General features: G+C 71.7%; 25 protein-coding genes. 11 read left to right on the forward strand and 14 right to left on the reverse strand.

Features of this window, described 5'->3' with window-relative positions:
* Nucleotides 1-223: 223 nt before the first annotated feature.
* The 3 genes from HNR67_RS31515 to HNR67_RS31525 are packed head-to-tail and all read right to left on the reverse strand — an operon-like array spanning nucleotide 224 to nucleotide 2,899.
* Nucleotides 224-1,294: an alkene reductase gene (locus HNR67_RS31515; RefSeq protein ID WP_185005802.1), complete on the reverse strand. Its 1,071-nt coding sequence runs from the start codon at nucleotides 1,292-1,294 to the stop codon at nucleotides 224-226.
* Between the two features lie 16 nt (nucleotides 1,295-1,310).
* Nucleotides 1,311-1,913, reverse strand: coding sequence for an NADPH-dependent F420 reductase (locus HNR67_RS31520; protein ID WP_185005803.1), 603 nt, complete (start codon nucleotides 1,911-1,913; stop codon nucleotides 1,311-1,313).
* Nucleotides 1,910-2,899 carry an alcohol dehydrogenase catalytic domain-containing protein gene (locus HNR67_RS31525; protein WP_185005804.1) on the reverse strand — a complete coding sequence of 330 codons (990 nt, stop codon included), beginning with the start codon at nucleotides 2,897-2,899 and terminating at the stop codon, nucleotides 1,910-1,912. Before HNR67_RS31525 ends, HNR67_RS31520 begins: the two co-directional genes overlap by 4 nt.
* Nucleotides 2,900-2,992: 93 nt before the next feature.
* Between HNR67_RS31525 and HNR67_RS31530 the strand changes: the two genes are divergently transcribed.
* The gene (locus HNR67_RS31530; RefSeq protein ID WP_185005805.1) at nucleotides 2,993-3,625 is read left to right on the forward strand and encodes a TetR/AcrR family transcriptional regulator; all 633 of its coding nucleotides are present in this window, start codon (nucleotides 2,993-2,995) and stop codon (nucleotides 3,623-3,625) included.
* Here HNR67_RS31530 and otsB read toward each other — a convergent pair.
* The 3 genes from otsB to HNR67_RS31545 form a co-directional block, all read right to left on the reverse strand.
* Nucleotides 3,594-6,122 carry a trehalose-phosphatase gene (gene otsB / locus HNR67_RS31535; protein WP_185011324.1) on the reverse strand — a complete coding sequence of 843 codons (2,529 nt, stop codon included), beginning with the start codon at nucleotides 6,120-6,122 and terminating at the stop codon, nucleotides 3,594-3,596. The genes HNR67_RS31530 and otsB overlap by 32 nt on opposite strands.
* 221 nt (nucleotides 6,123-6,343) lie before the next feature.
* Nucleotides 6,344-7,864 carry an MFS transporter gene (locus HNR67_RS31540; protein ID WP_185005806.1) on the reverse strand — a complete coding sequence of 507 codons (1,521 nt, stop codon included), beginning with the start codon at nucleotides 7,862-7,864 and terminating at the stop codon, nucleotides 6,344-6,346.
* Nucleotides 7,861-8,700 (reverse strand): alpha/beta hydrolase, encoded by an 840-nt coding sequence (locus HNR67_RS31545; protein ID WP_312988425.1) that lies wholly within the window; start codon nucleotides 8,698-8,700, stop codon nucleotides 7,861-7,863. Before HNR67_RS31545 ends, HNR67_RS31540 begins: the two co-directional genes overlap by 4 nt.
* An 89-nt stretch (nucleotides 8,701-8,789) precedes the next feature.
* Here HNR67_RS31545 and HNR67_RS31550 point away from each other — a divergent pair, with 89 nt between their 5' ends.
* A complete protein-coding gene (locus tag HNR67_RS31550; protein WP_185005807.1) occupies nucleotides 8,790-9,698 on the forward strand; it encodes a LysR family transcriptional regulator in 909 nt (302 codons plus the stop codon).
* 1 nt (nucleotide 9,699) lies between these two features.
* Here HNR67_RS31550 and HNR67_RS31555 read toward each other — a convergent pair whose 3' ends face one another.
* Both HNR67_RS31555 and HNR67_RS31560 read right to left on the reverse strand, forming a co-directional pair.
* Entirely contained in the window at nucleotides 9,700-10,128 is a 429-nt protein-coding gene (locus tag HNR67_RS31555; protein WP_185005808.1) for an SRPBCC family protein, read from the reverse strand.
* Between the two features lie 14 nt (nucleotides 10,129-10,142).
* The gene (locus HNR67_RS31560) at nucleotides 10,143-10,958 is read right to left on the reverse strand and encodes a LysR family transcriptional regulator (protein ID WP_185005809.1); all 816 of its coding nucleotides are present in this window, start codon (nucleotides 10,956-10,958) and stop codon (nucleotides 10,143-10,145) included.
* A gap of 69 nt (nucleotides 10,959-11,027) precedes the next feature.
* Here HNR67_RS31560 and HNR67_RS31565 point away from each other — a divergent pair, with 69 nt between their 5' ends.
* From HNR67_RS31565 to HNR67_RS45105, 4 genes are read left to right on the forward strand one after another with little or no spacing between them, the layout of a single operon-like run.
* Nucleotides 11,028-11,462, forward strand: coding sequence for a nuclear transport factor 2 family protein (locus HNR67_RS31565; protein WP_185005810.1), 435 nt, complete (start codon nucleotides 11,028-11,030; stop codon nucleotides 11,460-11,462).
* Nucleotides 11,462-12,382 carry an NADP-dependent oxidoreductase gene (locus HNR67_RS31570; protein ID WP_185005811.1) on the forward strand — a complete coding sequence of 307 codons (921 nt, stop codon included), beginning with the start codon at nucleotides 11,462-11,464 and terminating at the stop codon, nucleotides 12,380-12,382. Before HNR67_RS31565 ends, HNR67_RS31570 begins: the two co-directional genes overlap by 1 nt.
* Before the next feature lie 58 nt (nucleotides 12,383-12,440).
* The gene (locus HNR67_RS31575) at nucleotides 12,441-13,946 is read left to right on the forward strand and encodes an FAD-dependent monooxygenase (protein WP_185005812.1); all 1,506 of its coding nucleotides are present in this window, start codon (nucleotides 12,441-12,443) and stop codon (nucleotides 13,944-13,946) included.
* Nucleotides 13,943-14,542 (forward strand): TetR/AcrR family transcriptional regulator, encoded by a 600-nt coding sequence (locus HNR67_RS45105; protein WP_185005813.1) that lies wholly within the window; start codon nucleotides 13,943-13,945, stop codon nucleotides 14,540-14,542. The genes HNR67_RS31575 and HNR67_RS45105 overlap by 4 nt, the downstream gene beginning before the upstream one ends.
* Here the strand turns inward: HNR67_RS45105 and HNR67_RS31585 are convergent.
* The 4 genes from HNR67_RS31585 to HNR67_RS31600 form a co-directional block, all read right to left on the reverse strand.
* Nucleotides 14,523-16,868: a penicillin acylase family protein gene (locus tag HNR67_RS31585; RefSeq protein WP_312988430.1), complete on the reverse strand. Its 2,346-nt coding sequence runs from the start codon at nucleotides 16,866-16,868 to the stop codon at nucleotides 14,523-14,525. The genes HNR67_RS45105 and HNR67_RS31585 overlap by 20 nt on opposite strands.
* Before the next feature lie 187 nt (nucleotides 16,869-17,055).
* Entirely contained in the window at nucleotides 17,056-17,643 is a 588-nt protein-coding gene (locus HNR67_RS31590; protein ID WP_185005814.1) for a hypothetical protein, read from the reverse strand.
* A 137-nt stretch (nucleotides 17,644-17,780) separates the two neighbouring features.
* Complete coding sequence (locus HNR67_RS31595; RefSeq protein WP_185005815.1) at nucleotides 17,781-18,911, reverse strand: serine hydrolase domain-containing protein; 1,131 nt, start codon at nucleotides 18,909-18,911, stop codon at nucleotides 17,781-17,783.
* A gap of 29 nt (nucleotides 18,912-18,940) precedes the next feature.
* Nucleotides 18,941-20,074 (reverse strand): serine hydrolase domain-containing protein, encoded by a 1,134-nt coding sequence (locus HNR67_RS31600; RefSeq protein WP_185005816.1) that lies wholly within the window; start codon nucleotides 20,072-20,074, stop codon nucleotides 18,941-18,943.
* 222 nt (nucleotides 20,075-20,296) lie between these two features.
* On the opposite strand from HNR67_RS31600, the gene HNR67_RS31605 reads away from it, so the two are divergent.
* A complete protein-coding gene (locus HNR67_RS31605) occupies nucleotides 20,297-21,640 on the forward strand; it encodes a pentapeptide repeat-containing protein (RefSeq protein ID WP_185005817.1) in 1,344 nt (447 codons plus the stop codon).
* A gap of 28 nt (nucleotides 21,641-21,668) precedes the next feature.
* On the opposite strand, the gene HNR67_RS31610 is transcribed toward HNR67_RS31605, so the two are convergent.
* On the reverse strand, nucleotides 21,669-22,127 hold the full coding sequence (locus tag HNR67_RS31610; protein ID WP_312988433.1) for an aldo/keto reductase: 459 nt from the start codon (nucleotides 22,125-22,127) through the stop codon (nucleotides 21,669-21,671).
* A gap of 163 nt (nucleotides 22,128-22,290) precedes the next feature.
* Here HNR67_RS31610 and HNR67_RS31615 point away from each other — a divergent pair, with 163 nt between their 5' ends.
* Complete coding sequence (locus HNR67_RS31615) at nucleotides 22,291-22,605, forward strand: hypothetical protein (RefSeq protein ID WP_185005818.1); 315 nt, start codon at nucleotides 22,291-22,293, stop codon at nucleotides 22,603-22,605.
* On the opposite strand, the gene HNR67_RS31620 is transcribed toward HNR67_RS31615, so the two are convergent.
* Nucleotides 22,602-23,333: a LysR family substrate-binding domain-containing protein gene (locus tag HNR67_RS31620; protein ID WP_185005819.1), complete on the reverse strand. Its 732-nt coding sequence runs from the start codon at nucleotides 23,331-23,333 to the stop codon at nucleotides 22,602-22,604. The genes HNR67_RS31615 and HNR67_RS31620 overlap by 4 nt on opposite strands.
* Before the next feature lie 57 nt (nucleotides 23,334-23,390).
* On the opposite strand from HNR67_RS31620, the gene HNR67_RS31625 reads away from it, so the two are divergent.
* From HNR67_RS31625 to HNR67_RS45110, 3 genes are read left to right on the forward strand one after another with little or no spacing between them, the layout of a single operon-like run.
* Nucleotides 23,391-23,798, forward strand: coding sequence for a DUF5997 family protein (locus HNR67_RS31625; protein WP_185005820.1), 408 nt, complete (start codon nucleotides 23,391-23,393; stop codon nucleotides 23,796-23,798).
* Between the two features lie 52 nt (nucleotides 23,799-23,850).
* Entirely contained in the window at nucleotides 23,851-24,585 is a 735-nt protein-coding gene (locus HNR67_RS31630) for an N-acetyltransferase (protein WP_312988436.1), read from the forward strand.
* Complete coding sequence (locus HNR67_RS45110; RefSeq protein WP_246493703.1) at nucleotides 24,557-24,772, forward strand: methyltransferase domain-containing protein; 216 nt, start codon at nucleotides 24,557-24,559, stop codon at nucleotides 24,770-24,772. Before HNR67_RS31630 ends, HNR67_RS45110 begins: the two co-directional genes overlap by 29 nt.
* Nucleotides 24,773-24,872: the final 100 nt, after the last annotated feature.

Below are 24,872 nucleotides of genomic sequence, written 5' to 3' on the forward strand. Positions count from 1 at the left end.
CGAGTTGGCCGCGGCGGAACGCCTCGTCCCTGCCGTTCAGCCCTGGAGTTGAAGGTCTGGAAGCAGTCCGGGCCGGTCCTATGTGGACTGTGCAGTCACGCGTCTGCGGGCTGCCCGCCCCCGTGCTGCCGTGCTCCCGGCCCTGCCGATCTCCGTGAGATACGGATCTGTCCGTTGGAGCACCCGAACGTAACCACGCCAGCCGGGACCCGTCCCGCGCGGCTCAGGACACCGGCGGGTAGTCGGTGTACCCGTTGCTGTGGCCCGCGTAGTAGGTCTCCCGGTCCGCCTCGGCCAGTGGGTGGTCGTGCGCGAAGCGGGCCACCAGGTCCGGGTTGGCGATGAACGGGGCGCCGAAGGCCACCGCGTCGGCCAGGCCGTCGCCGATCAGTTCGTTCGCGCTGTCCTTGGTGAAGCCGAGGTTGGCGACCAGGTTTCCTTGGTACAGCTCGCGATAGTGGGTGTAGAAGCCCCGGCGCTCGGCTGCCTCGGCCGGGCCGACCAGGTGCAGGTAGGCCAGTCCGGTGAGGTTGCCGATGAGGTGGTCGTACCCGGCCAGGGTTTCCTCGTCGGCGATGAAGGTGTTGCCGTCGGCGAAGTGTGGGGACAGCTTGACCGAAATCCTTGCGGTGTCCCAGTTCTCGGTGATCGCGTGCAGGATGTCGAGCAGGATGCGGGCCCGGTTCTCCTTGCTGCCGCCGTAGCTGTCGGTGCGCTGGTTGAAGTGCGGGTTGAGGAACTGGGCCAGCAGGTGGCCGGTCTGGGCGTGGATCTCCACGCCGTCGAAGCCCGCGCGTTTGGCGTTGGCCGCGGCGGTGCGGTAGTCGGCGATGGTCTGTTTGATCTCGGCGGTGGTCAGTGCACGCGGGGTGACGGTGTCCTGCATGCCTTGTGAGGTAAAGGATTGCGCGCGCGGGTTGACCGCGGAGGGTCCGGCTGGCAGGCGGCCGTTGTGGTGGTCGGGGTGGGAGAGCGCGCCGACGTGGCCGAGCTGGGACGTGATCCGCCCGCCCGCCTCGTGCACGGCCGCGGTGACCTGGGCCCAGCCCTGGGTCTGGGTGTCGGTGTAGATGCCGGGCACGTTGAGGTAACCGATGGCGTCCCGGTTGACCCAGGTGCCCTCGCTGATGATCAGTCCGGCGGTGGCGCGCTGGGCGTAGTAGGTGGCCTGTAGCTCACCGGGGGCCAGTTCGGGGTTGTGGGTGCGGGCCCTGGTCATCGGGGCCATCAGCACGCGGTTGGGCAGGTCCAGGCCGCCGAGGCGGACGGGCTGGAACAGAGGCTGGTCAGTCACTGTCGGATTCCTTTGGTCAGTCCTGCTTGAGGGCGTGCAGGCCGGAGAGCGGGCCGCCGAGCTGCATCAGCCGGCCGCCGGTGCGCAGATCGCCCAGGTCCACCGGGGCGAAGCCGAATTCCTCGGTCAGCGCGTGCACGGTGGCCTTGGCCTCGGCGTCGTCCCCGGCCAGGAACAGGAGTTGCCGACCGGCCGGATGGCGTGGGTCGGGTGCGATGCGACTCGCGTGCAAGGTGTTGAACGCCTTGACGATCCGGGCTCCGGGCAACAACGAGGCGATGTGCTCGCTGCCGGTGATCTCGCCCAGGTCGTCGATGGTCCAGTCCGGCGGCGGGGTGGCGAACTGGTTGGTCGCGTCGATCACGATCCGCCCGCCCCAGTCCGGCAGCCCGGCCACCGCGGCCGGCACCTGCGGCCAGCCCACCGCGAGCAGCACGAGTTCCGCGCTCGCGGCCTCGGCCACGGTGCCCGCACTGGCCAGCGGGCCCAGCTCGGCGACCAGGTCGGTCAGCGAGTCCGGGCCGCGGCTGTTGCTCAGCACGACCTGGTGGCCGTACCGGATCGCGTGCCGGGCGACGGCCTGGGCGATGTGGCCCGCGCCGAGGATGCCGATCTTCATGACTGGTCCTCTCCCAAGGTGAACAGCACCGTTCCCGTCTTGCCGGGACGGCGGACGTGCTCCACGGCCGCGGTGAACGCGGCCAGGTCGTACTCGGCGGCGACTGCGAACAGCTCGGGCCGGGTGCGGGCGAGTTCGGTGGCGAAGGCGCGGTCCTCGGCCCGGATCGCCTGGTCCTGGGCCTGCCAGCGCAACACCGACACCCCGCGGTGGGTCAGTTCCCGGCGGACGATCGCCCGCGGTGACGGCCCCGCGCGGTCGCCGTCCAGGGCGCCGTAGCTGATCAACCGGCCGCCGTCGGCCAGCAGGGCGACCAGGTCCGGGGTCAGCGCGCCGCCAACCGCGTCCAGGACCACCGGCACGCCACGCCCGCCCGCCGCGGCCCGCACCTGGTCCGGCCAGTCCGGGTCCGAGGTGGAGATGGCCGGGAACTCGGGGAAGCGGTCGCGCAACTCGGCGGCACCGGCCTCCCGGCGCACCAGGTTGATCAGCGGGAAGCCGTGCCGCTGGGCCGCGGCGGCGACCAGGCCGCCCATCGAAGACCCGGCCGCGGTCTGCAGCACCGGTCCGGTGATCTCCCCGGCGGCCCGCAGCAGCATCCGCAGCGTGAGCGGGTTGACCAGCATCAACGCGGCGGTGCTGTCCTTGACGCCCGCAGGCACCGGCACCACGACCTCGGCCGGTGCGAGCAGGTACTCCCGCCACGCGCCCGGGGCCGGGAAGAACGCCACCCGCTCCCCCACGCTCAGCCCGGTGACGCCGGAGCCCAGCGCGGCGACGGTGCCCATCCCCTCCGCGCCCGGGGTGCGCGGCGCGGGCAACGGCTCGCCAGGGCCCTGGACGCCGAGCAGGTCACCGGGGTGCACCGGGCTGGTCAGCACCCGGATCAGCACCTGGCCAGGGCCGGGTGGGCCCGGTGGGTCGGTGTGGTCGAGGCGGAGCACCCGGGCGGGGTCCCCGTGCTGGTCGAACACCACGGTCCGCATGTCCGCTCCCGTCAGCAGGTATCTTTAAGGTCGGTCATCAGTAAAACTATGATGACGGGCATCATCAAACGCTGTCAAGGCGAGGGCAGGGCTATGCCGCGGATCACCAAGGAAGACAAGGCGCGCAACCGCGACAACATCGTGGCCGCGGCCGGCCGGATGTTCCGGTCACAGGGCATCGACAGCGTCGGCATCGCCGACCTGATGAAGGCCGCCGGGCTGACCCACGGCGGCTTCTACAACCACTTCCCGTCCAAGGACGCCCTGGCCGTGGAGGTCTGCAACTCCGCGTTCGCCGCCTCGCACGCGGCCATGAACCAGCTCATCGAGCAGGGCACGGACGAGTCCGGCACCCCGATGACCAAGATCGTCCAGGAGTACCTCTCCACCGGGCACCGGGACTCCCCCGAGGCAGGCTGCCCGTCCGCGGCACTGGTCGGCGACGCCTGGCGGCAGGGCGAGGAGATCCAGTCCGCCTACGCCGCGGGCGTGCAGGGCTACCTGTGCGGGTTCGCCGCGGAGATCCGGCTGGAGGCGGCCGCCCGCGGCGAGGAACTACCCGAGACCGAGGTCCGGGATCAGGCGGTGCGCCTGCTCAGTGAGATGGTCGGCGCGATGGTGCTGGCCAGGGCGGTGCACCAGGCCAACCCCACGCTGTCCGATGAGATCCTGGAATCCAGTCGCCGCAACCTGTTCAGCGATCCAGCAGCTGAGCGCACCGGATGAGTCCGAGGTGGGAGTAGGCCTGCGGGTGGTTGCCCAGTGAGCGTTCGGCCACCGGGTCGTACTCCTCGGGCAGCAGGCCGGTGGGTCCGGCGCAGTCGACCATCTGCTGGAACAGTTCCTCGGCCTCGGTGCGGCGGCCGGTGAGCAGATACGCCTCGATCATCCAGGCCGCGCACAGGTGCCAGCCGCCCTCGGTGCCGGGCAGGCCGTCGTCGCGGTGGTAGCGGTAGACGGTGACGCCGGAACGGAGTTCGGCCTCGGTGGCGGTGACGGTGGCCTGGAAGCGTTCGTCGGCGGGGTCGATCAGGCCGGAGAGTCCGATGTGGAGGGTCGCGGCATCCAGGTCGGTGCCGTCGTAGGCGGTGGTGAAGGACTGGACCTCCTCGTTCCAGCCGTGCTTGAGCACATCGGTGGAAATGACCTCCCGCAACGGGATCCAGGAGGCGTCGACGGTGCGGTCGTAGGTCTGGCCGAGGGTGATGGCGCGGTCCAGGGTGACCCAGCACATGACCTTGGAGTAGACGCGGTGCCGGGGTGCGGCGCGTTCCTCCCAGATGCCGTGGTCGGGTTCGTGCCAGCGGCGGGTGACGGCCTCGGCCATGGCCTCGACCATGCGCCAGTCGTCGTCGGTGAGCTTGCCGCGGGCGTCGCTGAGTTTCTTGACCAGGTCGACCACCGGGCCGAAGACGTCGAGCTGGACCTGTTGGTTGGCCAGGTTTCCGACGCGTACGGGGCGTGAACCCGCGTAGCCGGGCAGGGTGTCCAGGACGGCTTCGGGGCCGAGGGTGTTGCCGTGCAGGGTGTAGAGCGGGTGCAGGCGTTCCGGACCGGCCAGGGTGGCCAGGACCCGGTGCACCCAGTTGAGGTAGGACTCGGCTTCGGTGAGGGATCCCAGTGATACCAAGGCTTGTGCGGACAGGGCGGCGTCGCGGACCCAGCAGTAGCGGTAGTCCCAGTTGCGGACACCGCCGATCTCCTCGGGCAGCGAGGACGTTGCGGCGGCGAGGAATGCGCCGGTCTCACCGTGTTGCAGGCCGCGCAGGGTGAGGGCGGAGCGGGCGACCAGGTCACGCTGGGTGCCGGGCAGGGTGAGTCCGGCCAGCCACTCGGTCCAGTAGGCGTCCGCGCGGGCGCGGCGGTCGGCTTCCGGGGCGGCGGCGGAGAGATCGTCGGTGCCGCAACGCAGTTCGAGCACCACCGGGGCGTCCGGGGTCACGGTCACGATGGCTTCGGCGGTGCCGTCGGCGGTGATCTCCCACTGCACGCCAGGCGAACGCAGCACGATGGGGTCGGTGGTGCCCAGGACGCGCAGGCCGTCGGGTCCGGCGATCAGGGTGACCGGGACCTGGCCGAACTCCGGGCGGGGCGCGAAGGTGACCAGGGCGGTGGTGTTGCCGGAGATCACCCGGACCAGGTCTGTGCGCTGCGGCGGGGCGTAGTGGTCGAGGTAGTCGGTGACCAGCAGCTTGGACCAGCGGGTTTCCACGGTCATCGTGCCCGGGACATAACGCTGGCCCAGGGGCAGGCCGTTGCGCTCCGGCTTGATCGAGAAGTGGCCCGCGGAAGGGCCGCCGAGCAGGTCGGCGACGACCGCGGCGGAGTCGGGTTCGGGGTGGCAGAGCCAGGTGAGGCGGGCGTCCGGGGTCAGCAAACCTACCGACCGTTCGTTAGCCAGCATGGTCAGCCGCTCGATCGGCACCGCCTGCTCGCCGTAGAGCCAGTTCCGCCGCTCCTCCAACAGGAAGGCCAGGGTGAGCGCGACCTCGGGGGTGTCCGGCAGGCGGTACTCGGCGGCGGTGCGGCCGTCGCCGACCTTGATGCCCAGGTCCGGTCCGGCCAGGCGCTGGAAGGCCTTCTCGTCGGTGACGTCGTCGCCGATGAACAGCGCGGCCGAGGCGGCGACCTGGTGCCGCAGCACGTCCAGGGCGTGGCCCTTGTCGGTCTGGATCACCGCCAGCTCGATCACCGCCTTGCCCTCGGTGACCTGGATGCCCGTCCAGGTGCACGGGCCCTGGCGGATCGCGGCGAACGCGCGGTCGGCGACCTCGGGTTCGGCGCGGCGGGAGTGCACCGCGACCGAGGCGGGCTTGAACTCCAGGTGCACGCCGGGCGCGTCGGTGACGATCTCCTCGATGGCCCGGCGGACCCTGGTGAGCCGGTCCTTGGCGGCGGCGTCGAGTTCGTGCACGAAGCCGACGTCGAACTCCGAACCGTGCGAGCCCACCAGGTGGACCTCGGCAGGCAGTCTGGACAGGGTGGCAAGGTCGCGCAGCGCGCGTCCGGAGATGACCGCGATCGTGGTGGCGGGCAGGGTGGCCAGCGAGCGCAGCGCGTTCATCGACTCCGGCAGCGGCCGGGCCTGCTCGGGATCGGCCACGATCGAGGCCAGGGTGCCGTCGTAGTCACAGGCGACGAGCAGGCGCGGGGTGCGCGCGAGCTGGATCAGGGCGCGGCGGAGTTCCGGCGGCAGCGCGGCGGCGCTGGCGCGTTCGGGCACCACGGTGAGCCGGGTGGGTGGTTCCGGTGCGGACGTGCGCACCACCTCGGCGTCGCCAACCTGACCCACGGGAACTCCTTCGGCATTGCCACGACCCCGTTGCCGCAGGCGGCGACCTTAACCCTCCATTCAGGTGAATTCCCCGAGCTTTTCGAATGCCTTGATGCCCTGGCACGCACTACTTCGGTTGCGAGTTCCGCTTTCGTTCTCCTGGGGGTGGATCACCCCCTCCCGCGACTGAGCCCGAGTGCGATTCCGGCGGCGATCAGGAACACCACGGTCTCGTAGCCGAGTGCGTACCCGAACCCACTCGCCGGATCAGCACCGACCGCGAACACCAGTCCCGCCAACGTGATGCCCAGGGTGCCGCCCAGTTGCTGGGCCGTGGGCAGCAATCCGGAGGCGGAGCCAATGGCGTCGGGATGGGTGCGGGCGAGGACGACGGCGAAGACGGCCGCGGTGAACACGCCGAAGCCCAGTCCCGCCGGGATCAGCAGCAGGGACAGGGTCCACGGCTCGGCCGGGGTGCCGACGATCGCGGCCAGGGCGGCGGTGGTGACGGCGATCCCGGCGGCGGCGATGGCGAGTGGCAGGCCGCCGTGACGGCGGGTGAGGGTCGGGGCGAGGCGGCTGCCGAGGGCGGCGGCGAGGGGGTAGGTGGCGGTGAGCAGGGCGGCGGTGAGGGGGGTGTGGCCGGGGCCGGTTTGCAGGTAGCGGAGCAGGAGGTAGGTGAGGGAGGGGACGCCTGCGTTGAAGACCAGGACGAGGAGGAGGCCGGTTCGGGCGGGGCGGTCGCGGAGGACGGTGGGGTGCAGGAGGGGGTTGGGGCGGCGTTGGGTGCGGGCGAAGAGGGTGAGGAGGGTGAGGGCGGTGGCGAGGGTGAGCCAGGTCCAGGGGGGCCAGCCGGTGTCGCGGCCCAGGGAGAGGGGGAGGATGAGGAGGGCCAGGCCGGAGGCGGCGAGGGTTGCGCCGAGCAGGTCGATCCGGGGAGCGGGCGGGCGGGGGTTGTCGGGCGGGGCCAGGCAAGCCACGGCCGAGGGGGCACCGGGCTGGGTCGGGTGTGTGCTGGGCGAAGGCTGGCCAGGCTGGGCCGGGCGGACGGCGGGCGAAGGCAGACCCGACTGAGCCAGCTGCGTGCGGAGCGCGGGCTGATCGGGCCGGGCAGGGTGCGTGGCGGGGGTGGCGGGCAGCGCCGTCGCGGGCAGTTTTCCGCTGAACGCCAAGGCAAGCAGCGCCACCGGCACGTTCGCCAGGAACAACAGCCGCCAGCCCAGCCCCGTCGGATCCACCGTCAACAGCACCCCGCCCAGCAACGGCCCGCTCAGCGCGGCCACCGCCATCGTCGCCCCCAGTGAACTCAGCGCCCGCGCCCGCCGCTCAACCGGCAGCGCCGTCTGGATCAGCGAGAACACCTGCGGCGCCACCAATCCACTGCCCACCCCCTCGACCAGCCGCGCCAGCACCAGGAAACCCGCCGTCGGCGCGAGCGCGCTGCTCACCGTGCCGATGGTGAACACCGCCAGTCCGATCCGGAACAGCCGCCGGTACCCGTACCGGTCCCCCAGCCGCGCCGCGATGAGCAGCAGGCTGGCGTAGGTCAGGGTGTAGCCGGTCAGGACGAGTTGGGTGGTGCCCTGGCCGGCGTGCAGGTCAGCGGTGATCGACGGCAGCGCCACCTGGACCAGGGTGACGTCCAGGAGTTGCAGGAAGGTCGTGCTCAGGAGGATGGGCAGGATGGTCATTGGACTGTGGTGGTGAGCAGGGTCTGGGCCAGGGCGGCGGGGCGGGCGGCGAATGGGGAGTGGCTGCCGGGGAGGGTGTGCACGGTGAAGGGGTTGGCCGGCATGGCCTGGTCGGCTTCGGTGATCATGAGGTCCTGCACGGCCGGGGTGAGGGCCTGGTCCTCGGACAGGCGGATGAAGTGGCGCGGGATGCGGCCCCATGCCTCGCGGGACAGGGTGATCGGTTCGACGGCCACGGCCAGGGGCAGGTCGGGACTCAGGGACAGGTGCCAGCGGGCGAAGTACTCGGCTGGCACGTCCTGGTAGTAGGCGATGCGGAGGCGTTCGATGTAGTCCGGGTCGGGGCTGAGCGGGTTGATGCGGAAGGCGCCGAGTTCGGCTGGGTCGCCGATGGTCAGGCCGCCGCCCTTGTTGCTGGCTTGTTCCGGCGTACTCAGGTAGTCGTGGAAGGTGGGGCGGGCCGCCGGGACGAAGGCGGAGAGGTAGACCTGGCGGTCGATCAGGTGCGGGGCCAGTTCGGCGGCCAGGGAGGCGGGGCCGCCGCCCGCGCTGTGCGAGACCAGGACGACCTGGTTGTACCGGCGAAGTCCTTGCAGGGCTTGGACGATGGCGTCCGCGTTGTCCCGCATGGTGACGGTGGCCAGTGCGGACTTCTCGGTGTCCAGGCCGGGCTGGCCGGGGGTCAGGTAGCCGGTGGGGTGAGGGGCGGCGAAGCCGTGGCCGGGGAGGTCGAGGGCGAGGCTGGTGGCGCCGCGGGCGGCGAGTTCGCGCTGGGTCTCGGCGAAGTGCGCGGAGGAGTGCCAGGCGCCGTGGACCAGGAGGAAGATCGTGTTCACGTGGTCGAGAGTGCGCCCGCGGGCGGGCGTTATCCATCGGGATATCTGACAAGTGGGCTTGCGATATCTGACAGGTATAGCCTGGGGGTGTGGAAGCACGGCATCTTCGGTACGCGGTGGCGTTGGCCGAGCATCAGCACTTCGGGCGGGCGGCGGCCGCGCTGGGCATCGCGCAGCCGCCGCTGTCCAAGCAGATCGGCGACCTGGAGCGGGAGCTGGGCGCGCGGTTGTTCAACCGGACGCCGCACGGGGTGTTCCCGACCGCCGCCGGGGACGCCTTCCTGTCGCGGGCCCGGCGGGCGCTGACCGAGATGTCGGCCGCCGTGGTGGACGCGGGGCGGGCGGCCCGGGGTGAGACCGGGCGGTTGCGGCTGGGGTTCATCGGGTCGGCGGTGCTGGAACTGCTGCCCTCGGTGCTGAGCCGGTTCGGGCGGGAGCATCCGGATGTGCGGATGGCGCTGCACGAGATGTCCTCGGCCAGGGGGGCGGCGGCACTGCTGGCCGGGGATCTGGACATCGCGATCACCCGGGGCGCGCCGCGTGGGGCGGGCGCGGAGAACCTGGTGTCGGTCAGCGTTGGACAGGATCGCCTGATCGCGGTGGTCGGGATGGGGAATCCCCATGCGGGACAAGGACAAATTCATGTCGACCAGTTGCGGGCGCAGACCCTGATCGTGGCCCCGCCGGAGGAGGAACCGGCCACCCTGGCCACCATCTGCGAGCTACTGGGTGAACGCGTCCTGCCGTTGGGCGGCACCGTCGAGGCCCGGGATGTGCACACCATCGTCGGGCTGGCCGCCTGCGGCATCGGCGTGGGACTGGGGCCGTCCTGCATGCGGCGGGCGGCCCGGCCGGACGTGCGATTCCTCGACGTGGCACCGCACACCGACCTGCCGCCGCTGGTGATGTCCTACCGCGCGGGCGATCCCGGGCCGGTGCTGGGCGCCTACCTGGACGTCACCCGGGAGCTGTGCCCGAACGTGCGCGGGCTGCGCTGAGTCAGCCCAGGGCCTTGATCATCGTTTCCCAGGAACGCAGGAACTCCGGGTACTCGGCGGCGAAATCGGCCAGCGCGCGCTCACCAGCCGGGCTGAGCGGGGTGAGCTGATAGGTGACGGTGACCGTGCAGCCGGTGCCACTGGGTTCGATCTCCACGGTGACCGTGCCCGCCCGCGAACCCGGGGTCACCCTGGCGTAGGAGATCCGCCGGTCCGGTTCGCGGTCCAGCACGATCCAGGTGGTGCACTCACCATCCACTGTGGTCTCGAAGACGGTGCCGGGCTCCGAATCGTCCACTGTGGACACCGGGAACCTCGGCTGCCAGCCGGGCACCCAGCGCTCCTCGCCGCGGGCGGTGAACAGCGGGAAGGCCGCCGCGGGGGCCATGGCGAGCGGGAAGCGTCCGGTCAGGTGCCGCGTGGCCGTCATGGGGGCCACCGTACTCAGGAGGCGCTGGCCGGTTTGCGTTGGGCCAGCACGGTGCGCGCGGTGCGCAGGAAGGCCGCGACCGCCGGTTGCGGGGCGCTCTCCGGCCAGGCCAGCACCAGCCGGGTCGCGGGCAGATCGGCCACCGGGACCGTCACCACGGCCTGGCCGACCCGGTCGGCGGTGCTCGCGCCCGCCACCACGATCAGCCTGCCGAAGGCCACCCGGTCCACGATCTCGTCCAGGGCCAGCGGCGGGCACTCCGGGGTGTAGCCGTCCAGGGCCCGCAGGTCGGCCTGGGTGACCGCGACCCGGCCGGCGAGCGCGTGGCCGGGCGGCAGCAGCGCGACCGGGGTCTCCTCCAGCAGTTCCAGGGTGCGCAGGCCGGACAGGTCGTCCGTGCTCGCGCACAGCACCGCCAGATCGGCCTCCCCCGCTCGCAGGGCGGCGGCGCGGTCGAGCACGAACACGATCTCCACCCCGGCCGGCCCGTACGCGCTGACCAGGTCGGCCAGCAGCCCGGCGCCCGCACCCGGCCGGACCGCGAGCACCAGCCGCGGCGGCGCCCCGGCCCGCTGGGTGCGACTGGCCGCGGTGTCCAGGGCGGCCAGCGCGCGGCGGCCCTCGGTGCGCAGCACCTGCCCGGCCGCGGTCAGTTCGACCCGGCGGCTGGTGCGCTCGAACAACCGCACGCCCAGGCGGCGTTCCAGGCGGCTGATCGCCCTGGACAGCGGCGGCTGGGCCATCCCGAGCCGGTCGGCGGCCCGGCCGAAATGCAGTTCCTCGGCGACCGCGAGGAAATACTCCAGCTCCCGCGTCTCCAGTCGATCCATACCCGCAGGGTACCGGTCGGTACTCAGGTGATCATCGCTCTACCTGCTTTGACCTGGTCGGATGGGGTCATGAGCGAAGAACGCAAGGTGGCCGAGGTACTGGCCCGCTATGTCCGCGCCACCGACGACCGCAACGGTCCGGCCCAGGGCGCGCTGTTCACCGAGGACGCCGTCGTGGAGGTCATGGTCCGCAGTGGCAAGGGCTACGAGAAGGTCGGCGAGCCGCTGATCGGCAGCGCCGGGGTGGCCTGGGCGGTGGAGAACCTGATGGCCCCGCACCCGCCCGGCGGATCCAGCCACCACATGACCGCCGACCACATCATCGAGGTCAACGGCGACATCGCGCACCTGAGCGCGCAGGTGATCCACTTCTCGGTGCGGGAGGAGATCCGCCCGGTCGAATCCGCCTACTACGACACCGATCTGCGCAAGATCGACGGCGAGTGGAAGATCACCCACCACTGCGTGCTGCTGGACCGCCCGATGGTCGGACCGGACGCGTGATGCGCGCGATGGTCTACCGCCGCTTCGGCGGCCCCGAGGTCCTCGAACCCGCTGACCTGCCCGAACCCAAGACGCACCTGGACTCGGTGCTGGTGCGGGTGCGCGCCGCCGCGCTCAACCCGGCGGACCTGTCCAACCAGTCCGGCCTGTTCGAGCACACCCTGGAAACCCACTTCCCGGTGGTGCCCGGCTGGGACATCGCCGGGGTGGTCGAACGGGCCGGGCTCGGCGCACCCGAGTTCAAGCCGGGTGACGAGGTGATCGGCTACATCCGCGGCGAGCTGATGCGCGCGCACGGCGGCCTGGCCGAACTGGTGGCCACCGACGTCCGCACCCTGCTGCCCAAACCGGCCGGGTGGTCCTGGGCGGAGGCGGCCGGGCTGCCGCTGGCCGGGCTGACCGCGTATCAGGCCATCGTCCGGGTGCTGGACGTGCGGCCAGGCGAGACCCTGCTGGTGCACGCGGCCTCGGGCGCGGTCGGCTCGCTGGCCGCGCAGCTGGCGAAGTTCCGCGGGGCGCGGGTGATCGGCACCGCCTCGCCGCGCAACCACGACTACCTGCACGAACTGGGCGTCGAGCCGGTCGGCTACGGGCCGGGCCTGGCCGATCGGGTGCTGGAACTGGCCGCCCTCGGCGTGGACGCGGTGCTGGACGCGGCCGGGCGCGGCACGCTGCCCGCGACCGCGGCGGTCGGGAGGCCAGGGGCGCGGCTGGCCTCGGCGGCGGAGTTCGGGCTGCCGGGCGTGGCGAATGTGTTCGTCCGGCTGGACCCAGCGGACTTCCGGGCGGTGGCCACGCTGGCCGAGCAGGGCGTGCTGCGCGTGCGGGTCGGCGCGACCTTCCCCCTGGACCAGGCGGCGCAGGCGCAGCGGGTGCTGGCCGCGGGCACCAGCCAGGGCAAGGTCGTGGTGGAGATCTGAGTACCGCACCTCTCATGTTAGCTGCTAACATGTTAGTGGCTAACATGGGGAGGTCGCGGTGCCGTACACGTCAGCGCTGGTGGTGGGGGCTGGACCGACGGGATTGACGCTGGCCTGCGCGTTGCGCGCGGCCGGGGTGGGGGTCCGGGTGCTGGATGCGGCACCCGGTCCGGCCACCACCACCGGCGCGCTGGGCCTGCCGCCACGTGCGGTGGAGGCCCTGGACCGGCTGGGTGCGCTGCCCGCGCCCGCGGTGCCGGTGGCCGGGGTGAGCGTGGCCGGGCGGGAACTGCGGTTCGGGCCGGACGGGGTGCTGGCGTCCCAGGCGCAGATCGAGACCGCGTTGCGGGAGCGCCTGGACCGGCTGGGGGTGGCGGTCGAGTGGGGGCTGGCGGTCAGCGGGATCCGGACCGAGGGCGAGGTGGTCGAGGTGCGGGCAGGCGCGGAGCTGATCAGGGCGGGCTGGGTGATCGGCTGCGACGGCGCGCACAGCGCGGTCCGGGCCGCGGTGGGCATCGACTTTCCAGGACAGCCGTTGCACGAGCGGCTCCAGGTCGCCGATGTGCGGGCGGAGCTGAAGCGGCCTCGGGACACGGTGGCGGTGTGGTTCCGTGCGGACGGGTTCCTGGCGGCCTTCCCGCTGCCGGGCCCGGATCGGTGGCGGTTGATGGGGCCGGACGGGGCTGATCTGCCCGGCTGGCTGCGGGAGGAGACCGGGGCCGAGGTCGGCGAGGTCACCTGGGCGTCGGCGTTCCCGGTGCAGCGGCGGCTGGCCACGGCCTACCGGCGGGGGCGGGTGCTGCTGGCCGGGGATGCCGCGCACGTGCACGCGCCGCTGGGTGCGCAGGGGCTGGCCACCGGGATCGGGGACGCGGAGAACCTGGGCTGGAAGCTGGGTGCGGTGATCCTCGGCCGGGCCGGGGCGGAGCTGCTGGACAGTTACGAGGCGGAGCGGCGGCCGGTGGCGGCCCAGGTGCTGCGGGTGACCAGCGAGGCGACCAACGTGCTGTTCAGCCAGGGCTGGGCGGCCCGGCTGGCCCGCGGGCTGGTGCTGCGCTCGCGCTGGATGCGGCGGCGGATCGCGGCGCGGGCCTCGCAGCTACGGGTGAGTTACCGGCGCGGACCGCTGGGGGCGGCGGCGGGCCAGGGTGAGCAGGTGGCCGAGGCCGCAGAGCAGGGGGTGCGGCTGGCCCAGGTGGCGATGGGGCCGGGGTCCTGGCTGGGCGGGGTCGGCACCGCGCCGGTGACCGGGCTGGGCCGGGTCAGGGCCGGGGACCGGGTGCCGGATTTCCCGTGTCACCGCGCCAGTGGCGTGCCCACCCGGCTGCACGCCGAACTCGGCGGGCACTGGGCACTTCTCTCCCCCTTCGCCGACCAGAGCCACCTGGTCCGGCCGTGGCTGGGGGAAAGCGTGGTCGACCTGCGCTGGCCGCACAACGAACTCGCGCTGATCCGCCCGGACGGTCACCTGGCCTGGCGCGGCCACCACAGCACCGACCTCCAGCGCTGGCTCACCGGGGCCCTCGGGCCGGTCTCCCCCGCGACGCCGATACTCACCCGGTGAGCGAGACGGACTGGCGGGCCAGGAAGAAGGCGAGCACCCGCCGCGCGATCAAGGACCACGCCCTGCGGCTGATCCTGGCCAACGGGTTCGAGGCGACCACGGTGGAGGAGATCGCGGCGGCCGCCGGGGTCTCGCACATGACCTTCTTCCGGCACTTCCCGCGCAAGGAGAACGTGGTCGAGATAGACGACTACGACGCGCTGATGGGTGAGCAGCTGGCCGCCCGGCCGGTGGACGAGCCACCTCTGACCGCGGTGCACCGGGCCGTGCGCGGCGCGGTGGTGCGGATCCCGCCCGCGGATCAGGCCACCATCCTGGTCCGGGCCACGCTGGTGCTGCGCACCCCGGCCCTGCGCGACCGCAACCACCTCAACCTGCAGACGGGCAAGGAGAACTTCGCCGCCTGGCTGGCCAGTCGCGCCGGTCAGGCCGAACCGGACCTGGCCACCAAGGTGCTGGCCGGGGCCGCGGTGGCCGCGCTGTCCAGTGCGATCACCGCCTGGGTGGAGCAGGAGGGCGCCGTCGGCCTGGAACTGTTGCTGGACGAGGCTTTCGGCGCCCTCGGCGTGCCACCGGTCACGGCAGCAGCAGGGTGATCCGGTCCGCGTTGCGTTCCACCGCGGCGCGGCTGTAGAGCAGCGGGAAGTACCGGCCCTCGCGCCATTTCCCGGCCAGGTCGCGGTAGTGCGGATCGGCCTGCCTGCCGGACTGGCCGGGGGTGTTGATCGCGCGGGCGGCGTCCCAGTTGCCGACGTCGAGCACCATCCGGAAGGAGGCCCCGCCGGTCTGCCGGAAGTCGGTGCGCCGGTAGCCGGAGGCGTTCACCGTGTCCTTGGAGCCGCCGCGAGGGAACGGGCCGACGTCGAAACGGGCCCGCTCCTCCGGGGACAGCGTGGGGCTGAGCGGGTGCTGGAACAGGGTGTGCTGCAACTTGCCCCACTGCCAGGCTCCGGGATCGTTGCCCAGCAAGGTTTCCGCCTCCCGCCAGGCCGCGGCCAGGGTCTCGTTGACGAGCTGGTTCCGCTTGGCCACCGGGTCCGCGCCGAACCACTTCTCCGGGTGGGACAGGGCGTCCAGCACGGTGCGGCTGTCCGGGACCGCGATCAGTGGTGCGGCGGCCGGGGACAGGGCGCGGACCAGGCCGGGGTTGAGGTGCCGGGCCAGCCACAGCTCGAACAGCGCGGCCTGCGCCGATTCCTTGCTCTCCACCGCGTTCCAGCCACGCAACAGCGTCAATGCCTTGGCGGCCAACGGGTCCGCGCCGGGCACGGTGGCCAGTACCGCGGTGAGCTGGCGGGCCGGGATGGAGAGCTGGTCGTTCTGCAGGCGCATCGCGTCGGCCACGCTGAACCGCCGGTCCGCGGCCAGCACCTCGGTGATCCGCTGGTGCCGGTAGGGCGCGGACCACTCGAAGCCGATCGGGTGCGGGAAGCCGGGCGGCAGGTTGAACTGGTTGGCGGTGGCCACGAAGCCCTGCGGCGGGTTGTAGGCGTGCGGCAGGTCGTCACCGGTGTGGAAACCGGTCCACTCGAACCGGCCGTCACCGGGGGCGGGCAGCAGGCCGTCGTAGCCGGAGCGTTTGGGCGCCAGGCCGCCGGGCACCCAGCCGATGTTGCCGCTGGTGTCGGCGTAGACCTGGTTCTCCGTTGGCGCGCCCCAGTTCCGCATGGCCGCCTTGAACCCGGCGAAGTCCCGCTCGTACATGTAGCGCACGCTGCCGAAGTAGGGCGCCATGCCCGGTTCCAGCCAGCCGCTGCGCACCGCGAAGGCCCGCCCGGCCGCGGTGGTCAGCACCGGGCCGTGCCGGGTGAACGGCAGCTCGACCTCCACGGGTTCCTTGCCCGCCACCGGGATCCGCTCGCGCAGTACCCGGATCGGCTCCCAGCCGTCCTGGTACCGGTAGCGCGTGGGGTCGGCCGGGTCGAGCTGGTAGACGTAGAGGTCTTCCTGGTCCATCCGGAAAATGGTGAGCCCGAAGGCGATCCGGCCGTTGTGGCCGATGGAGATGCCGGGCAGCGCGGGCTCGTTCGCGCCGATCACGTCCAGGCCGGGTGCGGACAGGTGGCTCAGGTAGCGCAGGGACGGCGCGGAGTAGGCGCGGTGCGGGTCGTTGGCCAGCTGGGCGCGGCCGGTGCCGGTGCGGCTGGGTGCCACGGCCCAGTTGTTGCTGCCCTCGCTGAACTCCTCCTTCGCGGTGGCCACCACCTGGCCGCCGGTGAAGGCGACCTGCTGGGTGGCCAGCTCGAAGGTGCGCAGCACGTTGGCCGGGAGCACGCACGGGTCCAGCCCGCCGGGCGGCTGGATCGGCCGGTCCGGTTGCAGTGGCTGACGCAGTTTGTCCGTTTCCAGCCCGGCCGCGCAGGCCACCCTGGACCTGGTGACCTCGTCGGTGAGGTTGCCGGTCAGGCCGTGGCTGCGGATGCGCACCACGTCCTCCGGCGCCCAGCGCGCCGGCCGGTAGCCGAGGCGACGGAACTCCTCGGGCAGTGCGGCGGGGTTGCGTTCCAGGTGCGCAACGTAGGCGTTGATGCCCTGGGTGAACCGGGTGGCGATGCCGCGGGCGCGCTCGCCGTAGGCGGCCCACTCGCGGTCCATGTCACCGCGGTAGAGGAACATCCGGGCAGCCCGGTCCTGCTCCACGTAGTTCGGGCCGAGCACCTCGGCGAGCTGCCCGAGTCCGCGCCGCCGCCACAGGTCGATCTGGAACAGCCGGTCCCGCGCGGCGATGAAGCCCTGGGCCAGGAAAGCGTCATCCTGGCTGGTGGCGTAGACGTGCGGCACGCCCCAGGTGTCGGTGACCACCCGCACCGGGCCGCGGACGCCCGGGATGTGGTGCACGGCGGTCGGGGGCGCGGCCACGGCCGGGGTCAGTCCGGCACCCGCGGTCACCAGCACGAGCCCTACCAGCAAGAATCGTCTCACGACCAGTCCCCTCGCCGACGCCTGTCCGACCACCCTGCCGCAGGTCGACCAGGAAGGCGAGTAAGGATCTGCCGGTGTGTTGGCCGTTGTCGTACACAGTCTTGGCCGAACTGGTACGCCGATCGGCCAACACACCGTCCAGTTCGGCCAACACACCGTACGAGAACGGCCAACACGGTGTGGGGGCTTAGAGGGCGGGGCCGTCGTAGAGCAGGCGGCCGGTGGTGTCGTAGACGCGGGCGGTGTAGTCGCGTAGCTGGTCGGTGGCCTCGCGGCTGCTGGCCCAGACCGCGTCCAGTTCCTGGTCGATGGTCACCGGGCCGGCGGCCCGCAGTTCGGCCAGGCCGCGTTCGCTGGGCAGGTCCAGGGCGACCGAGACCGCGTAACTGCCTGCCGCGATCTGGGCCGGGAGCACCGTGCCGTCGGGGGTGATGAGTTCCAGCCTGGCCGCGTCCGGGGCGAGGATGCCCGCGAAGCCGGGGTGGGTCCACTCGACGGTGTAAGGGCGGTGGGTGAAGTCTGGGTTCCAGCCGGTGCTGAACAGGTTGTGCTGTGGGGTTTCCCGGTCCCGGCGGAACACGGCCATCCCGGTCCAGCCGGACTCGTGGCCGGCCAGCAGCACCCCGTCGGTGCCCCTGGACCCGCATCGCGCGCCGGGTCGCCAGCCCTCGTGGGTGACCTCGGCCACCGGCCTGCCCTCGGCTTCGGCGGCCAGGTAGACCTGGGTGAATGCCTTCAGTTCCCGCGCTCGCTGTTGGTCCTCGTGTTCCGGCATCGACTTCGCGCCTCGGCTTTCGTCTGTCTACAGTGGACATCTCTGGCCGCCAGGCTGGCACGCGCGTCGGCCGTCGGCCTCCGGGTTTTCCCTGAAAACCACCCGGAGTGCCGACGGCCGATGCCTGTCGTTCAGGTTCAGCGCTTGCCGCAGGCGGCCGCGTCCACCAGGTCGAGCACCTGCTGGTGGGCGGCGGCCGGGTTGTCGCCGAAGGTGCCCGGCAGCGCGGTCACCGCGACCGCGACCTTGCGGCCGTCCTCGGTGACCCCGCCCCTGGTCTCGTAGCCGGGGATGTCACCGCCGTGACCCCACAACACCTTGCCGCAGCTCAGTTCCACCCGCATCAGGCCGAGGCCGTAGCTGGCTCCCGGCAGCAGGTTCTTGGCCGGGACGGTGCGCTTCATCTCGGCCAGTTCGGCCGGGCGCAGCAGCTTGCCGTCGAGCAGCGCGGTGTAGAAGCGGTTCAGGTCGGCCGGGGAGGCGACCAGCTCCCCCGCGGCCCAGCCCCAGCCGGTGTCCTGGCGGGTGGCGTCGACGACCGGGGAGTTGGGGTCGGCGCTGTTGGCCTTGTTGTACCCCTTGGCGTGTTTGCCGCGGATGTCCCGTTCGCCGACGTTCGGCCAGTAGGCGTCGCGCAGTCCGGCTGGCTTGATCACCCGCTCGGTGACCACCTCGCCGACCGGCCGGCCGGTGACCTTCTGGATGAGCAGCCCGGCCACGGTGTAACCGGTGTTGCTGTAGGAGAAGTCCGTGCCGGGGGCGAAGTCGGCCGGGTGGGCCAGCGCGGCGTCCAGGGTCTCCCGCGGGCTGACGTAGCGGTCCCGGATGGCCTCGAAGCCCTCGATGCCGAGGAACCGGGTGTAGTTGGGCAGGCCACTGGTGTGCTGCAGGATCTGCCGCACGGTGATCTTGTTGCCGTCGATCCCCTGGCCACGCACCAGACCCGGCAGGTACTTCTCGATCGGCGCGTCCAGTTCGATCTTGCCCTCACCGACCAGCTGCAGCACCGCGACGGCGACGAATGCCTTGGTGTTGCTGCCGATCCGCACCCGGTCGTCCTTGTCCGCCTTGCCCGCGACCAGGTTGCGTCCGTCCACATTGGCCAGTGCGGCCGGGAACCTCGCCTCGCGCACCAGGTTGTCCAGGCGCTGCTGGGTGGAGTTGCCGCGCTGGGCCTCGGTGGCCAGTGCGGTGGCGCCGGTGCAGGCCAGGGCAAGGCCGAGGGAGATGGTGACCGCGGCGGTGCGGTGCAGGGTCTTGCGCTTCATGGTGTTGTCCTTTTGGTCGGGTAGAAGGGTCAGCGCTGGTCGCAGATCGCGGCGTCCACGAACTGCTGGAGGTGCTGGGCACCGACCGCGTGGTCGGTGAAGGTGCCGGTCTGCGCGGTCACCGCGAGCCCGATCCGGCGACCGTCCTCGGTCACGCCGCCGCGGGTCTCGTAGCCGGGAATCGATCCGCCGTGCCACCACAGGACCTTGCCGCAGCTCAGTTCGGTGCGGAACACGCCGAGGCCGTACTCGGCCTTGCCAGGCACGCCGGTGGCCACCACGGTGCGCTTCAGCTCGGCCAGTTCGGCCGGGCGCAACAGCTTGCCGCCGAACAACTCGGCGAAGAACCGGCTCAGGTCGCTGGGGGTGCCGACCAGCTCACCGGCGGCCCAGCCCCAGCCGGTGTCCTGCCGGGTGGCGTCCACGATCGGGCCGCCGGGCTTGGTGCCGTCGGCCTCGGCGTAGCCCTTGGCGTGCCTGCCGCGGATGTCCCGCTCACCCACGTTGGGCCAGTAGGTGTCGCGTAGCCCGGCGGGCTTGATCACCCGCTCGGTGACCACCTCGGCCACCGGTCGGCCGGTGACCTTCTCGATGAGCAGCCCAGCCAGGGTGTAGCCGGTGTTGTTGTAGTACCACTTCTTTCCCGGCTCGAACATGGCCGGCTGGGCCAGCGCGGCGTCCAGGGCGTCCCGCGGGCTGAGGTAGCGGTCCCGCGCCTCCTGGAACTTCTCCATGCCGATGTGGTTGGTGTAGTTGGGCAGGCCGCTGGTGTGCTGGAGCAGCTCGCGCACGGTGATCTTGTTGCCGTCGATACCCTTGCCGCGCACCAGATTCGGCAGGTACTTCTCGATCGGCTTGTCCAGCTCGATCCTGCCCTCGCCGACCAGCTGCAGCACCGCGACGGCCACGAACAGCTTGGTGTTGCTGCCGATCCGCACCCGATCGTTCCGCTTGGCCTGACCCGAGACCAGGTTGCGATCGTCCACAGTGGCCAGTGCGGCCGGGAACCTGTCCTCGCGCACCAGGCTGTCCAGGCGCTGCTGCACCTTGCTGCCGTGCTGGCTCTCCGCGGCCACCGCGCCGGCGCCGGTGCAGGCCAGCGCCACGGTGACGGCGGCCGCGGCCACCGCGGCGGTCGAGCGGGCCAGACTGCTGCGCTTCATGGTGGGTGTCCTGTTCTGCCGGGGCGGCGGGCTCTCCGCTGCTGGTGATCAGCTTCCCGTTTCCCGGCCGGTCACACATGCCCACCTACTACCGTCCTGGGGGTGGGGCTGGCCCTACCCCCGGTGCGCCCCGGCCACTCTCCCGGCGCAATGAGCGACACAGAAGCATGAGAGTTCCACTTCCGCGCGGCTGCCAGGTCCTTGGACACCTAGCCTTGAATTATGAAGGCATCCGCAAAAACTCTTTGCCTGCTGCTGCCCGCACTCCTGGCCACCTTTGCCGGGATTTCCCCTGCCGCCGCCGGCGACACCAAGGCCAGGAAGGACATTCCATCCATCCGGCCGTTCGATATGGAGGTCAACTACAACTGCGAACTTCAAGGCGGTTGCCGGCGGGTCCAATACAACGGAACAGTCAGTGCTGACGGCGGACAATGGGTTGCCGCGGGCGTAGCCGGGGGAGGTTGCACCGGCGGGGATATCGAGGTTTACCAGAACGGCAGAAACAAGGACGGTACCCGGTGGCACGGTAAACCTGTTCAACGCGCTGACATCGCCTGTCGGCACGGCAGCGAAAAAGTGCGCTTCTTCGGCTACGACCATTGGGACCCCGAGGACAGATCGGTGACCCTGGAACTACAGGTGTGCGTCAAGATCGTGCTCGGCGGCCGGTACTGCAGCGATGTCAAGAGCACGACCGTGGCACTTCCGGAGCCGCCCCCGCCGCCCACCCCGTGCCCCGCGGACTCGACGGTGTGCGATGACGAGCAGGCCGGGATGCTCACCAGAAGCGCGGCCGAATGGAATGACTGGCGGCAGGCGAACCCGGACGCGGAGATCAAGCTCAGGAACGTCCGCTTCCTCGGTGGCAAGCTCCTGGATCTCACCGGGGCCGACCTGCGGGACGTCGATCTCACCGGCGCCGATTTCGTGGGCTGGGCCAGGAAGGTCAACCTGACCGGCGCCGACTTCCGCGGCGCCGATCTCACCGGCGCCCAGCTCAATGACGTTGATCTCACGAAGGCCGACCTTCGGGGCGCGAATGTCAAGAACGCCAACATCAGTGGCGCCACCCTGTCCGGGGCCAACCTGACCGGCATGGACATGACCGGACTCGGCATCAGGGAGCTGTCCCTGGCAGGCGCGAACCTCACCGAGGCCAACTTCGCGCAGGTGGACGGTACGCAGACCGACCTCTCCGGCGCTGATCTCACCCGCGCGACCTTCACCGGGAGCAGTTTCCTGGACGGCAACTTCAGCAAGGCCAAGCTGTCCGGGGCCGATATCAGGGAAACCACCCTGTTCAGGGCCAACCTGGCCGGCGCCGACCTCACCGGCGCCGATCTGCTGGCGAGCCTGCTCATGGACGCCGATCTCACCGGAGCCAACCTCACCGACACCCGATTCATGGTGCCCGGCCAGACGATCTCCGCGGCCGAACTCGATGGCGCCGACCTCACCGACGTCAACCTGGCCGGCAGCAGGATCTCCGACGAGCAGCTGAGTTCGGCGAAGTCCATCGCGGGCTGCCGGAACCACCCACCGCAGTGCCCGGCAGGTCGATGACCCGCTGGTCCACCGGCACCGCGTCGGCCTAGTTGTCGATGCGGTGCTGCGAGCGCAGGTCGAGGTCGCCGTACTGCCCGCCGCGCACCCTGGCCGGGTCGAACAGTCCATTCAGGACGGCCAGGTCGTCCGCGCTGAGCGGGACGGCGGTGGCGGCGGCGTTCTGGCGGGCGTAGGCCGCGCGTTTGGTGCCGGGGATGGGGGCGATGGCGTAGGGCTGGGCGAGCAGCCAGGCCAGCGCGATCTGGCCGGGGGCGTGGCCGCGTTCGCCGGCGAAGGTCTTCAGGGCCGAGATCGGGGCCACCGCGGCGGCCCGGCGCAGCAGGTCAGGGCCGACCGCGCTGAGGCCGAGCGCGCGCACCTTGCCCGCGGTGACCAGGTCGGCCATCGCGCCCACGGTGTCCTCGATCGGCACGGCCGGGTCGAGGCGGTGCAGGCTGTCCGCGCAGGCCGTGGCCACGTACTCGGGGCGGCCGCCCAGGATCACCCCGCCCTCCGAGCGAAGCTGGTGCCGAACCTGGTGGCCGGTACATCCCCATGCAGTCCAGGCCGATCGGGCGGATGAAGATGTCAGTGATTCCCACGGTGAGGCGGGCTTCTCGAATGGTGGTCATCCTTGGGACCGCGTGCCCGCGAGGTGCGGAGTTGTGATGGCGGTGGTCCCGGATTTCCAGCGGGCCAGGCGGCCTGAGCAGCGCGAACTCGGCCGCGGCTGTCCTGACTACGCTGCCCACCGAGTGGCCCGCCCCGCCCTGTGCGCCGGGCGCGGTGATGCGGGCCTGGGCGCGGCGGACACGCTCACGCTGACCGAGTACGCGATCGTGGCGCTGGTCGGCCGGTGGCCGTTCAGCAACCCGACCCCGGCCGTGGCCGACCCGCGGCTGGTGCGGTCCAGGGTGGACTTCGCCGCGATGTACGGCGAGATCCCGCACACCATGCTGTCCGGCCTGCCGGCCCGCGCCTAGCGGCCGCGACGTGGTTTGCGGCCCCGGCCGGTGGGCGCGGCGGCGCGCTTCTGGTTGCGCGCGGGGGCCGGTTTCTTCGCCTTGGCCGGTGCCGGAGCGGGCGCCGGGGCTGGTGTGCCGGCGCCGCGGGTGCTGTTGACCGTGCGGCCGCGGACGATGCCGATGAACTGCTCGGTCAGCTCGGTCCCGGCGTCCTCCCGCCAGGACAGCGCGACCTGGGAGACCGGCGCGTCGGCCAGCGTCCGGAAGGCGAGGTCCTTGCGGTGGTGCAGCCGGGCCAGCGACTGCGGCACGATCAGCAGTCCCACTCCCGCGGCCACCAGCTGGATCGCGTCCGCGGTGGTCTCCGGACGCTCCTTCGCGGGCTGGCCGGGCGGCGCGGTCCAGTCCAGGGAGTCATCCAGGGCGTGCAGCACCAGCAGGTCGGCCAGTTCGGCGGCGGTGATCTCGGCGCCCTCGGTGAGCGGGTGGTCCTTGGGCAGCACGACCACGGTGTTCTCGGTGTAGAGCGGGATCGCGTGCAGGTCGGTGCGGTCGATGGGCAAGCGCAGCAACGCGGCGTCGACCTCGCGGGCGCGCACCGCCTCGGCGGCCTCGGTGGGCGAGAGCGACTGCAGGTGCAGCGGGACCTCGGGCAGGCGCTCCTGCCAGGTCCGGATCCACTTGGCCGGGGTCACCCCCGGCACGTAGCCGAGGCGGAACGACGCAGGGGTGTCCGAGCCAGTCACCAGGTCAGATTACCGCCCGTGGTCAGCGCCAACGCACCAGCTCGATACCCTGTGGACATGACGTCGCAGAAAACCCCCCAGACGATGAAGCCCGCGACCGCGGCGAAGAAGCTGGGTGTGTACCTCGAGGCCACCCCCGCGGAGTTCCAGGAGGGTGTCGTCTCGCGCGACGAGCTGAACGCGCTGCAGGCCGACCCGCCGGAGTGGCTGCGCGACCTGCGCCGCAACGGCCCGCACCCGCGCCCGGTGCTGGCGCTCAAGCTGGGCATCTCCATTGGCGGGCTGGCCCGCGGTGGCATCACCGAGGCGCTGACCACCGCGCAGGTGGAGGCGCTGAAGGCGGAGAACCCGGAGTGGCTGCGCCAGGAGCGGGCCACCCAGGCCGAGGTGCGCCGGGAAGAGGCGCGGCTGAAGGAGCTGAAGGACTCGGGCGAGCAGCCCAGCGCGCCGGCCAAGCGCCGCTAGTCAGGGCTAACCCGGGTGCACCGCCGTGCCGCACCCGGCACACTGACCTGCTGTGATCACCACGCTGGCCGACCGGCCCGAGTTGCTCGAACCCCTGCTCGCCATGGACACCGGCTGGCCGGAGTTCCTGCTGCACGACCTGGTCTCCGACGCGCTCTGGTTCCAGGTCCCCGAGGTGTTCCCCGAGTACTGCGTGGTGGCCACCGAGGGTGATCGGGTGGTCGCCTATGGGCTCGCGGTGCCCTACGACGGCCACGGTGAAGGTCGCGTGCCCATGCCGGATCAGGGCTGGGACCGGATCCTGCCCTGGGCCTTCGACGACCACCGCGAGGGGCAGACGCCGACCGTGGCCGGGGCGCTGGAGATCACCGTGACGGCCGATGCGCTGGGGCAGGGGCTGTCCGGGCGGATGCTGGCCGCGTTGGGGGACGCGGCTCGGGCGCAGGGGCGGGATGAGCTGCTGGTGCCGTTGCGGCCGATCTGGAAGGAGCGGCAGCCTGCGGTGCCGATGGCGGAATACGTGCGGCAGGTCCGGGAGGACGGGTTGCCGGTTGACCCGTGGTTGCGGGTGCACGTGCGGGCGGGTGGAATCGTGGAGCAGGTCGCGCCCGCGTCGGCGACGGTGAGTGGGTCGCTGGCGCAGTGGCGGGCGTGGACCGGGTTGCCGTTCGATCGGGATGGCGGGGTGGCGGTGCCGGGGGCGTTGTCGTTGGTGCACTGCGATTTGGCGCAGGACTTCGCGGTGTATGTGGAGCCGAATGTGTGGGTGCGGCACCGGTTGGGCTGACCACCGTCTTCGAGGATCACCCAGCATCGGGGGCAGTCCATGGGATCGCCTGCCGGTCGAGCAGCTGTCGATCAGCGACGGGCCGTTTGACGCCGCGCTGGCAGTGAACACAGTCGGCATGTGGCCGGACCCGACCGCCCGGCTACGCGAACTAGCTCGGCTGTTGCGGCCCGGCGGGCGCCATTGAGTTGGCGGGCCGGCTCGCCGAAGCCGGGTTCGAGCAGCTCCGCACCGAAGTGCTCGACCTGGATCCACCGGCCGTGTGCGTCATCGGGCGCGTGGCAGCT

The organism is Crossiella cryophila (assembly GCF_014204915.1).
In the GTDB taxonomy this organism is placed as follows: Bacteria; Actinomycetota; Actinomycetes; order Mycobacteriales; family Pseudonocardiaceae; genus Crossiella; species Crossiella cryophila.

Coding starts and splice junctions, on each gene's coding strand:
- HNR67_RS31605 (WP_185005817.1), top strand. CDS start 20,297: ATGAAGGCATCCGCAAAAACTCTTTGCCTGCTGCTGCCCGCACTCCTG.
- HNR67_RS31595 (WP_185005815.1), bottom strand. CDS start 18,911: ATGAAGCGCAAGACCCTGCACCGCACCGCCGCGGTCACCATCTCCCTC.
- HNR67_RS31625 (WP_185005820.1), top strand. CDS start 23,391: ATGACGTCGCAGAAAACCCCCCAGACGATGAAGCCCGCGACCGCGGCG.
- HNR67_RS31540 (WP_185005806.1), bottom strand. CDS start 7,864: ATGACCATCCTGCCCATCCTCCTGAGCACGACCTTCCTGCAACTCCTG.
- HNR67_RS31565 (WP_185005810.1), top strand. CDS start 11,028: ATGAGCGAAGAACGCAAGGTGGCCGAGGTACTGGCCCGCTATGTCCGC.
- HNR67_RS31600 (WP_185005816.1), bottom strand. CDS start 20,074: ATGAAGCGCAGCAGTCTGGCCCGCTCGACCGCCGCGGTGGCCGCGGCC.
- HNR67_RS31520 (WP_185005803.1), bottom strand. CDS start 1,913: ATGAAGATCGGCATCCTCGGCGCGGGCCACATCGCCCAGGCCGTCGCC.
- HNR67_RS31555 (WP_185005808.1), bottom strand. CDS start 10,128: ATGACGGCCACGCGGCACCTGACCGGACGCTTCCCGCTCGCCATGGCC.
- HNR67_RS31615 (WP_185005818.1), top strand. CDS start 22,291: ATGGCGGTGGTCCCGGATTTCCAGCGGGCCAGGCGGCCTGAGCAGCGC.
- HNR67_RS31530 (WP_185005805.1), top strand. CDS start 2,993: ATGCCGCGGATCACCAAGGAAGACAAGGCGCGCAACCGCGACAACATC.
- HNR67_RS45110 (WP_246493703.1), top strand. CDS start 24,557: ATGTGTGGGTGCGGCACCGGTTGGGCTGACCACCGTCTTCGAGGATCA.
- HNR67_RS31590 (WP_185005814.1), bottom strand. CDS start 17,643: ATGCCGGAACACGAGGACCAACAGCGAGCGCGGGAACTGAAGGCATTC.
- HNR67_RS31570 (WP_185005811.1), top strand. CDS start 11,462: ATGCGCGCGATGGTCTACCGCCGCTTCGGCGGCCCCGAGGTCCTCGAA.
- HNR67_RS31525 (WP_185005804.1), bottom strand. CDS start 2,899: ATGCGGACCGTGGTGTTCGACCAGCACGGGGACCCCGCCCGGGTGCTC.
- HNR67_RS31560 (WP_185005809.1), bottom strand. CDS start 10,958: ATGGATCGACTGGAGACGCGGGAGCTGGAGTATTTCCTCGCGGTCGCC.